The sequence below is a fragment of the Janibacter sp. GXQ6167 genome (assembly GCF_041365945.1).
Classification (GTDB): Bacteria; Actinomycetota; Actinomycetes; order Actinomycetales; family Dermatophilaceae; genus JBGFSK01.
Genome location: NZ_JBGFSK010000001.1, coordinates 1 through 12,423, shown reverse-complemented (window position 1 = coordinate 12,423; position 12,423 = coordinate 1). Strand labels below are relative to the sequence as shown.

The window sequence follows — 12,423 nt, the reverse complement described above, 5'->3', positions numbered from 1 at the left end:
TACCGACACTTCCCCAACCCGGAACTGTCCGCCAGGCACCCGACCTTGCACCCACCGACACTTCCCCAACCCGGAAGCGTCCGCCAGGCACCCGACCTTGCACTTACCGACACTTCGTCGGTGGCCAGCCGTCGGGAAGGGGGTCAGTGCTGGGTGTCGCTCACGTGGGCGCGGTCCTCGGCGCGTGCCTTGCGGCGGCTGATGCCCCACCACACAACGGCCACCACGATCAGGAGGGCGACGAGCGTGCCGAAGAAGACGCCGCTCTGGTAGCCCCGGCCATCGACGAGCATCTGGTACTCGAGCGAACCGGGCTTGCCGGAGCTTTTGTTCATCGCGATCCGAAGGGAGAAGACGAGCGGCGCGAGCGGGACGGCGAGCAGGACGCCGAGGACGACCCGCAGGAAACCCGGCATCCGTCGTACGAGGATGAAGCGCACGAGGATCGCGGCGAGCACCGTGGCGATGAAGCCGACCGTCAGCCCGAACGCGAAGCCGGAGAAGGCGCTGCCATCGACCCGCTGCCGCACGACGGAGATCCACCACTCGCCGAAGAGGAACCAGCCGAGCAGCACCGCCGCGATCAGACCCGCGGCGATGGCGACGGCCGTCACGGCGCGGCGGCCACTCTCGGCCGCGCGCGCACCGAAGCTCGGCTCCCGCGGCTCCACCTGACCCGGCGAGCCCTTCGGCTCAACCGCCGACCCCTTCGGCTCAACCCCCGAGTCGTGGGGCGTGCCGCCCGATCGGGTTGGGTCCTCGGACATCTTCGTTCGCTCCTTGGTCGACTGGCTAGATCCCCGCATTTCGCGGGCGCTCACGAGCCTACGCGGCGCCCAGACCGCACCCGGACATCCGATGGGCACCCTCGACCGCTGGCAGAGTGGACCCCATGAGGTCCTACTGCGCCGTTTATGTCGACGCCGGCTATCTGCTCGCCTCCGCGGCGACCCGGATCACCGGGAGTTCGTTGCGGCGCGGGGTCCAAGTCGACTATCCCGACCTCATTACGCGCCTGATCGACCAGGTGGAGCAGGCGAGCGGGATGCCGCTGCTGCGCGTCAACTGGTACGACTCCGGCGCGCGCCCGTCGGGGCAGCCGGACTACCAACAGGAGTCGATCGGCCTGCTCCACCGGGTGAAGTTGCGCCTCGGACGACTCTCCTTCTCCGGCGATCAGAAGGGGGTCGACGTCCGGATCGGTCTCGACCTCGCCATTCAAGGACGCCACCAGGTCGCCGATGTCGTCTACCTCGTCTCCGGGGACGACGACCTCACCGAGGCGGTCGAAGAGGCGCAGGCGCACGGCGTCCAGGTCTTCGTGCTCGCCGTACCGGGTCCCGACGATCGCCCGCATGGCGTCTCGAAGCACCTCCTGCGTGAGTCTGACGGCCTGCTCCTCGTCGACCCGGCGATCATCGACGAGACGGTGCGCTCGATGGCGATCCCCGACGTCCTCATCCCCGCGGACGCCGACGGAGCGGAAGCGGTCGAAGGGGGTCCCGAGGTCACCGAGAGCGAGGATGCCTCGCCGGCGCCCGCCGCAGCGGACGCCTCCCGAGGCGATACCGACGGCGACACGTCAGCGGACAACACCCCCGCAGCTCCCACTCCGGCGACGGCCCGACCCGGCCCGCGACCGGCCCCGTCCATCCCGCAGGATGCGCCCAAGCCAGCAGTTCCCTCCCTTCCGACGCCGGCTGCCTTCGCCCGTAAGCGCGCGACGGCGCTAACCCTCCCGTCGACGGGGATCGACATCCTGATCCCCCACGGCGAAGGGGTGACGGCCGAACTCGTCGACGCGGTCGCCAAGCAGGTCGTCGCGTCCTGGTGTGCGACCTCCGATCCCGAGGCGCTCGCCGAGCTCCGCGCCCGGCGGCCCGCCGTCCCGGGCGACCTCGATCGCGCGCTGCTCGTCGACCTCGCCAATCGCAGCGGTGACGCCAACATCGACGAGGCCGCCCGGCACGACGTGCGCGAGCGCTTCTGGTTCCACGTCGATCGGGTCCGCGCGCTGTAACAAAACGCCGCCCGGCGCAACGCGCCGATCCCTAAAGTCTTACCTTCTGTTAACCAACCTTCCAGACGCGAGGGGCACACTCGGAGAGGTGACTGCCACCACTTCGTCGGACACCCTCATCACCGCCGTCAACCTGCGCCTGGCGCTCCTTGGCCTGCCCCGCGTGGCCGGTGGTGACCACGCTGACGCGGAGCTGGTGTCCCCCCTTCTCGACCGGCAGCGCGAACTCAGCCGGCGCCTCTCCGATCGGCTGCCTCCGGTCGACGAGCGGATCGAGGACTTCCTCGCGGACTACCTTGACGGCGTCGAGGTGACCCCGCGCCTGCCGCGGCGCACCTTCACCCTCGACGTCCCCGGGCTCGCCCGCACCCTCTCCCTTCCCGTGACGAGCGACGAGTACTCCTCGGACCTCATCACGAGTTACCGCCTCGCCAACGGCGTGCTGCACAACCCGCGCAACGATCGGCGTACGACGGCTGGGGTCTTCCACATCGCCGAAGGGGGTCTGCCGATCCCGGACGATAAGAAGGCGGTGCCCCGCGAGGTCTTCGCCCGGCTGCTCGCCGAGGCGCTGGCGCCGCCACCCGAAACCCTCGAACTGCCCATCACCTCAACGCAACCCGAGCGCGCGTCGTGCTTCGTCTCCCTGCTGCTCCGTCCGCTGGTCGTCGTCCCGGCCCCCGGCCACACGCGAGAGCGGCGCATGGAGACCCGCTTCATCGTCCCCGGCAGCATGGTCGCGAACCTCGACTTCGTCGAAGGGATCTTCGGCAACGCTGGCGACCCGTACCTCCCCGAAAACGACGCCGCGCTCGACCCGCTCGGCTGGACCGGGCACACCGGACTCGTCATCCTCGCGCCGCACCTCACCGGGCTCACCAAGAAGGATCTCGGCCTCCCCCACATCGACGACGCGACCGACCGACAGGTCCGCGATGGGATGTGCTGGAGCGATGAGGCCGAGCGGTACAACGACGGCCAGGCCTTCAAGGTGTGCGCCCGTGACGAGCGCGGCGTGATCGTCACGGTGATCGCAGACAACTACTTCGGGTACTGCAAGAAGGAGGTCAAGACCCAGATCTCCATGTCCGCCAACCTCTTTGGCGGCGCTGAAGAGGAGCACTCCGGCGGCGCGATGGTCTTCCCGAGTTGGGACCAGGGCCAGGAGTTCCTCGACAAGTACGGCGACGACGGGCCGAGTGTCGAAGAGGTCGTCGCTGCGAACCCCCATGAGTGGATCGTCGGGATCGACGGGCTGACGCGGCATGCCACGCTCACCCACCTGGTCCTGATGCCGGGGCGCGCTCGCTACAGCCTCGGCTCACGCTCGATCACCTGGACCGACGCGAAGGGGGAGACGCGCACCACCCCCTTCCGCGGCGACACCACCTACGTCAATACGAGCGGTTTCCGCATCCGGATGCTCCAGGTTCGCCACGATCCTGCGCAGTGGACGATCATCGGGACCTCTGCGCGAACCACGGTGTGCCACAAGCCTTCCACGGTCTCCGGGGGCGGGAAGTCGGAGATCTCGAAGTCGATCGCCGATGCGATCACGATCGGCACAGCCCATGTTGCCGACCTCGACGCCGACCTTGATGCGGTCGAAGCGATCTTCGCTCGCGACTACTCGCAGCGCTACGCCGAGCCGTCGTGGAACGGGCAGGACCACCGCCCCCTTCTCGGCCCGAACCGCAGCATGGGCAGCATCATCAAACTGCTCACGCCGTCGTCGGAGTTCAGCGACGAGCACAACGCCTTCATCCGCTCGATCCCCCCGCACGTCATGGAACTCGTCTTCGTGATCAAGGAGGCGTATCAGCCGGAGTGGGGCGAGGACTGGCGCAGCCACTTCTCGGTCAGCCGGGTTAACGGCCGGCACGGGACGCGACTTCGGATGGACGGACAACCCGTGCTGGTCGACATGCTGCGGGTGGGCTTCGAAGAGGACGGGTCGTACCGCCTCTTTAGTCTCCGCCCGGACTTCGCGCCCGCGGCGAAACTGCAGACCGAGGACGACATCACCGCGTCGGTCACCGTGCCCGATGGCGAGGACGGATCGCGCAAGTACGTCCAGAACTGCGAGAGCCTGCTCTTCCAGCGCCCCGATGATGCGATCACGCCCGGCTACGACACGATCGCCGAGGCCGACATCGCCCAGCCCGGGACCTTCCTGTCGAACTTCGAACCGCTCGATCGCGCCGCGGCCCAAGCGATGACGGATGACGCGATCGCGCTCAGCCAGTTCACTGCGCCGATGCGGGATCTGCTGACCCGCTTCGCGTCCCGCGATCCCTCGCTTGGCGACGCCGACTACGTCGCCTGCTCCGCGCGGCCACGACTCGTCGATGGCAAACCGTCGAAGAACCCCCGCTACCTGCAGGTTCGCCCCGACCTCGCCGACCCCGAGGGCACGGCGGAGGCGCTCGTCGCCGTCCGGCTGCACCGCGGCCTGGCGGGCGACGCGGCGGTCCCGATGGGCGTCGACATCGTCGCGGCCGGACGTCGCAACAACCCACCCGAGCCCGGCGTCCCGGCCCTGTGCGCCTTCAGCCCACTGCACTATCTCGAGTTGCCCGAGTTGCTGATGGAGTTCATCTCCTCGATGACGGGTAAGTCGCCCTCGACGACGGGCGCGGGCAGCGAAGGAGCCCTGACCAAGGCCCCCTTCAACGCCCTTCCGACGACCTACGACCTCAACGCGGCCTTCCTCTCCTATGCCCTCAGCGGCTATGACGGATGGATCTCCGGCGCCGGGTATGTGGGGCCCCAGGTCCGCGTCGATCACGACGTCAGCCTGCTGATCCCCGAGATCTTCGCGCGGATGAGCGACGAGGAGCGCTCCGCCGAGCGACTGATCGCGGCGGGGCACCTCGAGCCCGTCACCGATCTCGAGGTCGACGGTCGGACCGTCCCCGCGAGCCGGCTTGGCTACCGGATCACCGAGTCCTTCACCCGGATCTTCCTCGGCCGGATCTTCATGCACCCCAACGCGATCTTCACCGAGGCGATCCTGCGGCCCGAGACCCAGGACCGGCAGGTCTTCATCGACTCGATCGACGTCATGGTCGAAACCCACGAGCGGGTCGCGCGGTCGTACCTCAAGGACGGGACGATTGCCTCAGCCTGCCCGCCGGTGCGCGCCCTCATCGAGATCATGGCCGACGGGGTTTCGGCCGAGGGCTGGACCCTCGACGACCCGGCCTTCCGCGCCCTCTTCACCCGCGAGTCGGTCCTCGCAAGCGACTGGTACCGCGAGCGGCTCGACGCCGCGCAGGCTCAGGCGGTAGCGCAGGCCGAGACCGGGATCGCCCGGCTCGAGGACTTCTTAGAGCAGGACAGCGACGGCGGAGTGGGTGAGCGGCTCGCCCTTCGCGCTCGTCTCGATGCGGTCCGCGCGGCCCGTGATGAGGCCGCGTCCCCGGCGACCCGCGAGCGCCTCATCGGCGCCCTCGGCCGCCAACCCACCTTCACCCCACCCCCCTCCCTTCCCGACTTTGCTTAAGCACGTCCTCGTTGCTCACCCTGGAGGCTGAGCAACGAGGCGCTGCTTAAGCAAAGTGAGGGAGGTCCCGGGAGGTGGGGGTTGGATACCCGACCCGAGTGCGGTGAGATAGGCCCATGGTCCAGCACATGAATCTTCGCGAGTACATCGATCGTCTTCGCGTGGAGGGATACACCGTCCAGGGGGCGGCGGATGAGGACCCGGTGCTGATCGCCCCCGATGGCAGCGCCGTCGAGACCTGGCGCCAGGGTTACCCCTACGACGAGCTGATGGACCGCGACACCTACGAGCTCGAGAAGTACCAGCTGCAGGTCGAGCTGCTGAAGTTCCAGTACTGGACCCAGGATGTCGGCGCCAAGCATGTCCTCGTCTTCGAAGGGCGCGATGCCGCCGGGAAGGGGGGGACGATCAAGCGCTTCATGGAGCACCTCAATCCCCGTGCCGCCCGCGTCGTCGCCCTCAACAAGCCGAGCTCGACCGAGCAGGGGCAGTGGTACTTCCAGCGCTACGTCCAGCACCTGCCGACGGCCGGCGAGATCGTGCTGTTTGACCGCAGTTGGTACAACCGGGCTGGCGTCGAGCGGGTCATGGGCTTTGCCACCGATGCCGAGTACGACACCTTCATGCTTCAGGCCCCGCGCTTCGAGCGCATGCTCGTCGAGAGCGGCACGACGGTCACCAAGCTCTGGTTCTCGGTGACCCAGGACGAGCAGCGGACCCGCTTCGCGCTGCGCCAGATCGACCCGGTCCGCCAGTGGAAGCTCTCGCCGATGGACCTCGAAAGCCTCGACCGCTGGGAGGCGTACACGCAGGCCAAGGAGGCCACCTTCGCCCTCACCGACAAGCGCTGGGCGCCGTGGATCGTGGTCAAGAGCAACGATAAGAAGCGCGGTCGAGTCAACGCGATCCGGGCCTTTTTAAACCAGTTCGATTACGAGGGCAAGGACCCCGAGGTCGTCTACGCACCGGACCCCAAGATCGTGACGCGCGCCCGCTACACCGAGGGCGACTAACCGCTCGATCGCCGCCGCCGGAGCGGGGGTGACCGGCGCCACGACATGGGTCTAGGGTCAGGGTTGCTTTAACGACCTGTCGACTTCAAGGGATGAGGCTCCCCGTGGCTCAGACAACGACGTCTACCGTCTCACTCGTGGCGCCCGTGACGGGAGTGCTCGTCCCCATCGAACACGTCCCGGACCCGGTCTTCGCGCAGAAGATCGTCGGCGACGGCATCTCGATCGACCCGCTGGCCGACACCCTCGTCTCCCCCGTCGATGGCGAAGTGGTCGACGTCCAGCCGTCCGGCCACGCGGTCACCGTCCGCTCCCCCGAGGGCCTCGAGATCCTCATGCATATCGGGCTGGACACCGTGAAGATGCAGGGCGAGGGCTTCGAGCCGCTCGTGCGCGAGGGTCAGCAGGTCACGGTCGGCCAACCGCTCGTACGCTTCGACCTCGATCGGATCGCGGCCGCCGCCAAGAGCCTGCTCACCCAGGTCGTGGTCACTAACTCCGAAGTCCTCGCGAGCCTCACCGCCCACACCGGGATGGTGACCGCCGGCGAAGATGTCGCCGCCGAGTTGACCCTCGCGGAGCGCGATGAGGACGAAGGGGTCCCCGCTGCCGGTGGTCGTACCCTCACCTCTGACGCGATTCTGGTACCCAACCCGACCGGCCTGCACGCCCGCCCGTCGGCCAACCTGGTCGCGCTCGCCAAGTCCTTCACCTCCGACATCCGCCTGCGTCGCGGAGACGACTCGGCGAACGCGAAAAGCATCATGTCGATCATGGGCCTCGCGGTGCAGCGCGGCGACAAGATCGTCTTCAGCGCGCACGGCCCCGACGCCCAAGAGGCGATCGCGGCACTCGCTCAGGCGGTCAACAACGGGCTCGGCGAGGATGTCCCGCCCGTCCCCCCGGGCGGCGAGGACCACGCCAAAACCCCCGCGCTGCGGGCCGCCGGCGATCAGGATGCGGCCGAGCGCGAGGCGATCCACGACGCCGGACGCGGCCACCCCAACCTGCTCCTCGGCGTCGCGGCGTCCCCCGGTCTCGCGATCGGGACCGTCCTCCAGCTGCGCCACGACGACATCGAGGTCGCCGAGACCGGCGAGGACCACCACACCGAGCGACGCAAGCTCAACGCCGCGATCGACCGGGCGGTCCTCGACCTCTCGGCGCTGCAGGAGCGGCTCGCCAAAGAGGACAACCCGGCCCGCGCCGAAATCTTCGCCGCGCACGAGGCGATCGTCGGCGACCCCGACCTGCTCGACCTCGCGGTGAGCGCGATCGACAAGGGCAAGAGCGCCCCCTTCGCCTGGCGCGCGGCCTACAACACCTACGCCGACCGGCTCGCTGCCCTGCCGGATGAGGTGCTCGCCGGTCGCGCGACCGATGTGCGAGATGTCGGCCAGCGAGTGCTCGAGGAACTCACCGGCCAGCGCAGCGAGAAGCCGCAGATGCCCGAGGGCACGATCCTGATCGCCGAGGACCTCACCCCCTCGGACACAGCGCAACTCGACCCGACGAAGGTGCTCGGGTTTGCGACCAGCGCGGGCGGCGCCTCTTCGCACGTCGCGATCATCGCCCGCTCGCTCGACCTTCCCGCGGTCGCCGGGATCGATGGCCGGGCGCTGTCGATCCCCGACGGCACGCGAGTCGTCCTCGACGGGGCGAAGGGGGCGCTGCAGCTCAACCTCAGCGATGACGAAATCGACGACATCCTCGCTCGCCAGCAGCGCATGGCCGAGCGGCGAGCCGCCGAAGAGGAACTGAAGGACGAGCCAGCGATCACCACCGACGGCCATCGGGTCCAGGTCGTCGCCAACATCGGGGGCGTCGATGACGCCGCCGAGGCGGTGACAAAGGGGGCCGAGGGCGTCGGGCTGCTCCGCAGTGAGTTCGTCTTCTTGCAGCGCCTGTCCGAACCCACCGAGGATGAGCAGGCCCGGGTCTACACCGAGTGCGCCTACGCGCTCCGCCCCGGCGAACCGCTCGTGATCCGCACCCTCGATGTCGGTGGCGACAAGCCGCTCACCTACCTGCCGCTCCCGCCGGAGGAGAACCCCTTCCTCGGCATCCGCGGGATCCGAGTTGGCCTGCAGCGCAGCGAAATCCTGCGCGCTCAGTGCCGCGCGATCATGCGGGCCGCCGAGGCGAGCAGCGTGAAGATGCACGTGATGTTCCCGATGATCGCGACCATCGAGGACTGGCGCCGCGCCAAGGCGATCTGGGACGAGGAGCGCGACCGTCTGGGCTCCACTGCCGAGGTCTCCCTCGGGATCATGATGGAGGTCCCGTCGGTCGCGATCATGGCCCGTCAGTTCGCCGACGAAGAGGGCTGCGATTTCTTCAGCGTCGGCACGAACGACCTGACCTCGTACACCCTCGCGATGGATCGCGGCCACCCGAAGCTCGCCTCCCAGGTCGACCCGTGCAACCCGGCGGTGCTCGCCCTGATCGGTCAGGCCGCGACCGTCTTGCACGAACGCGGGAAGTGGATCGGGGTCTGCGGGGGTGCAGCGACCGATCCGCAGGCCGTCCCGATCCTCGTCGGACTGGGCGTCGATGAGCTCAGCTGCTCGATCCCGGCGATCCCATCGATCAAGGCACGGGTGCGCAGCTACTCCCTTCAGCAGTGCAAAGACCTTGCGGCGCAAGCACTCGCGTGCGCCACCCCCACCGAAGTGCGCGCGCTCGTCCCGGTGGACGAGGACTAGCGGCCGGCGAGTACGAGAGGACGACTCATGTCTGACACTGCATCCGAGATCGTCGCCGGCGTTGGTGGAGCGGAGAACATCTCCTCGCTCACCCACTGCGCGACGCGACTGCGCTTCGAACTCAATGACGCCTCGGTCGTCGACAGCGGGCGGATCGAGTCAACGAAGGGGGTAATGGGTGCCGTCCCGCAGTCCGGCGATCGCTACCAGGTGATCATCGGCGGCGCGGTCGGCACCGTCTACAAGGACATCATGAACCTGCCGGAGATGGCCTCGATGGGCTCCGGCGGTGGCGGTAGCTCCGACGCTGATGTGAAGGCGGCCGCCCGGGCGAAGGCGCGCGGCAAGGTCGCCTGGCTTGACGCCTTCTTTGAGTACCTCGGTAACAGCTTCCGCCCCCTTCTCGGGGTGCTGCTCGGCGCCTCGCTCATCATCGCCTTCGCTGCCGTGATGGATGCCCTTGGCGTGCAGGACTTCCGCGCGCCCGACAAGCCCGCCGGGTGGGTCTTCATCGACACCATGTGGCGCGCGGTCTTCTACTTCCTGCCCATCATGGTCGCTTACAACGCTGCGAAGGCCCTCAATATCGACCCCTGGGTCGGGGCCACCGTGATGGGGGCGGTGATGACGCCGGAGTTCATGAGCCTCGGGGCCAAGGCCTACGTCGAGACCCAGGACGGCAGCGGGGTGTACCGGCAGGTCCAGCAGTTCTCGGACACCGTCTGTACGGCGAACCCTCAACTGCCCGGGACCGAGAACTGCGTCGCCCATATCTTCGGGTTACCCATGCAGTTCAACGGCTATGGCGGGCAGGTCTTCGTGCCGCTGATCATGGTCGCGATCCTGGCCCTCGTCTACAAGGGCCTGCTGCGGATCTTCCCCGAGAACGTGCAGATGGTCTTCGTGCCGTTCTTCTCGATGATCACCATGATCCCGGTGACCGCCTTCCTGATCGGCCCGCTCGGTGTCTGGCTCGGGACCGGCCTCGGATCGATCCTGTCGTGGCTCAACAACGGCTACCCGATCGTCTTCGCGATCATCATCCCGCTGCTCTACCCCTTCCTCGTCCCACTCGGTCTGCACTGGCCGCTCAACGCGCTGATGCTCGCCAATATCCAAACGCTCGGGTACGACTTCATCCAGGGGCCCATGGGTGCGTGGAACTTCGCGTGCTTCGGCGCGACCGCCGGTGTCCTGGTGCTTTCGATCCGGGACAAGGACGTCGCGATGCGCCAGACCTCGACCGGCGCGCTCGCCGCGGGGCTCTTCGGTGGCATCTCCGAGCCATCGCTCTATGGAATCCACTTGCGCTTCAAGCGGATCTACCCGCGCATGCTCGTCGGCTGTCTCGTGGGCGGTCTCATCATCGGCCTGCTCGGTGGCGTCACGACCGAGGCATTTGCCTTCACCTCGCTGCTCACGATCCCGGTCTTCGACCCGGCCTTCCGCTACATCCTCGGCATCACCGGGGCGTTCTTCGTCGCGATGATCCTCGTGATCATCTCCGACTACCGCACCCCCGAGGAGAAGGCGGCGGCCAAGGCAGAGCTCGAGGCGGCCTCCCGCGAGGACGAGCCCGTCGTCGTGGTCGTGGGGGACGCCGAGGACAACCAGGCCAAGCAATGGTTCGCCGCGATCGGCGGGCACGACAATGTCGAGTCCGTCGAGCCCATCGCCGAGACCCGGGTCAAGGTCGTCGTGCGCGACAGCGAGCAGGTCGACCGCGATGCATTGTCGCGCGCGGGGCTGCCGGGGGCGGTCGAGGTCGCGCCCGGTGTGTGGCACCTCGTCGCTGGCCTCGATGCCCCGCAGTACGCCGAGGCGATGAAGCGTCGCCTCGGCAGCGCCGCCCGTCTCTAGGCGGAAGGGGTTTCGGCAGGCTCGCCCCCTTCCCCTTCCCGCCGGTTCGATGTATCCCGTCGTCATTGGAGGCGGCGGGATACATCGAAGGGGGGTGCGCTGCTTCGGCTGACGCCCCCTTCGCCCGGCGAAGTGTCCGTCAGTGCAAGGTCGCGCCCCTTCCCGACATCTCCCGCCCCGCGAACCGTCGGTTAGCGCAAGGTCACGCGCCTTCCCGACATCTCCGGCCCAGCGAAGCGTCGGTTTGTGCAAAGTCGCGCCCCTTCCCGACACCTCCCGCCCCGCGAACCGTCGGTTAGCGCAAGGTCACGCGCCTCGCCGACACGTGCCCCGGACGAGAGGTACGAGCCGGCCGCAGTTCGCCTCCCTTCACCTGCCCCGGTCGGTACCGTCGATGCATCGACCCGACCGGTGCTGATGAAGGGGGATGTCCGTGGGGATCTTCGACCGGTGGAAGAAGCACGCAGACGACGACCGCGCCACCACGCCCGGGGGCGATCCGCTCTACGTCCACGACGACATCCGGGCCTACGACGAGGTCGCCGCCATCGACGCTGACCGGGTGCAGTTGCGCGATGCCCACCTGGCACGGTTCGTCGGCGACGACTGGACGGTCCTGCACGAGATCGCGAGCGTCGGGATCCACCTCGATGTGTACGTCTTCCCGCCGATGGGAGACCGGGATGTCTATCTCCTCGTCACCTCCGGGATGTCCGATCGGCCAATGGCGATGCCGCCGGGGGCCGAAGACGGCAGGTTCGCCGAACTCATGCTGGCCCTCCCGCCGTATTGGGCCGGACTAGAACTCGATGACTCCGCCGACACTGCAGATCGGGGACCGCTCAGCGACGAGCGCAACTACTGGCCGATCCGGCTGCTGAAAGGCCTGGCTCGGCTACCGCACGACTACGAGACCTTCCTCAGCTGGGGGCACTCGATCCCGAACGGCGACCCGGCCGAACCATACGCCCCCGGGGTGCCGTTTACCGGCGCACTCATCGGGCCACCGCTCGGGCTGGACCCGGACATCTTCGAACTACAAACGCCCGACGGTCCGATCTTCTATTACGCCGTGCTGCCGCTCACCGACGCCGAGATGGAGCTCAAGATCTCCACCCCCGAGGGCGGTTCACTCCTCATCGACCGGATGATCGACGAGGACCTAACGATGGTCGTCGATCCCGACCGGCCCGAACTCGCCTGAGCGAGCCGACTAGCTGTACCCGGCCATCAGGTTGGTAGCAGCGCGCCTGCTTGAACGAACGAGAACCTCCGAATGGGATGTGGCTTGTCGAAGGCCCACTCCAACCCGGAGGTTCT

At 68.0% G+C, this 12,423-nt stretch carries 7 protein-coding genes; 6 read left to right on the top strand and 1 reads right to left on the bottom strand.

Translation table 11 applies throughout. From position 1 onward, the window contains the following. Positions 1-143 precede the first annotated feature (143 nt). Positions 144-767, bottom strand: coding sequence for a hypothetical protein (locus AB8K43_RS00035; protein ID WP_370890127.1), 624 nt, complete (start codon positions 765-767; stop codon positions 144-146). Between the two features lie 125 nt (positions 768-892). Between AB8K43_RS00035 and AB8K43_RS00030 the strand changes: the two genes are divergently transcribed. From AB8K43_RS00030 to AB8K43_RS00005, 6 genes are all read left to right on the top strand, one after another. Continuing rightward, the gene (locus AB8K43_RS00030; protein ID WP_370890125.1) at positions 893-2,020 is read left to right on the top strand and encodes an NYN domain-containing protein; all 1,128 of its coding nucleotides are present in this window, start codon (positions 893-895) and stop codon (positions 2,018-2,020) included. 88 nt (positions 2,021-2,108) lie between these two features. Beyond that, positions 2,109-5,525 carry a hypothetical protein gene (locus AB8K43_RS00025; RefSeq protein ID WP_370890123.1) on the top strand — a complete coding sequence of 1,139 codons (3,417 nt, stop codon included), beginning with the start codon at positions 2,109-2,111 and terminating at the stop codon, positions 5,523-5,525. A 128-nt stretch (positions 5,526-5,653) separates the two neighbouring features. Then, positions 5,654-6,538 (top strand): polyphosphate kinase 2, encoded by an 885-nt coding sequence (gene ppk2 / locus AB8K43_RS00020; RefSeq protein WP_370890121.1) that lies wholly within the window; start codon positions 5,654-5,656, stop codon positions 6,536-6,538. Between the two features lie 137 nt (positions 6,539-6,675). Further along, positions 6,676-9,243 (top strand): phosphoenolpyruvate--protein phosphotransferase, encoded by a 2,568-nt coding sequence (gene ptsP / locus AB8K43_RS00015; protein ID WP_370890119.1) that lies wholly within the window; start codon positions 6,676-6,678, stop codon positions 9,241-9,243. Positions 9,244-9,270: 27 nt separating this feature from the next. Beyond that, a complete protein-coding gene (locus tag AB8K43_RS00010; protein WP_370890117.1) occupies positions 9,271-11,103 on the top strand; it encodes a PTS transporter subunit EIIC in 1,833 nt (610 codons plus the stop codon). Positions 11,104-11,536: 433 nt separating this feature from the next. After that, positions 11,537-12,307 (top strand): suppressor of fused domain protein, encoded by a 771-nt coding sequence (locus AB8K43_RS00005; RefSeq protein ID WP_370890115.1) that lies wholly within the window; start codon positions 11,537-11,539, stop codon positions 12,305-12,307. The last annotated feature ends 116 nt before the right edge of the window (positions 12,308-12,423 follow it).

What these genes read in the sequence shown, in the direction of transcription:
- AB8K43_RS00035 (WP_370890127.1), bottom strand. Translation starts at nt 767, where the DNA reads ATGTCCGAGGACCCAACCCGATCGGGCGGCACGCCCCACGACTCGGGG.
- ppk2 (WP_370890121.1), top strand. Translation starts at nt 5,654, where the DNA reads ATGAATCTTCGCGAGTACATCGATCGTCTTCGCGTGGAGGGATACACC.
- AB8K43_RS00030 (WP_370890125.1), top strand. Translation starts at nt 893, where the DNA reads ATGAGGTCCTACTGCGCCGTTTATGTCGACGCCGGCTATCTGCTCGCC.
- AB8K43_RS00010 (WP_370890117.1), top strand. Translation starts at nt 9,271, where the DNA reads ATGTCTGACACTGCATCCGAGATCGTCGCCGGCGTTGGTGGAGCGGAG.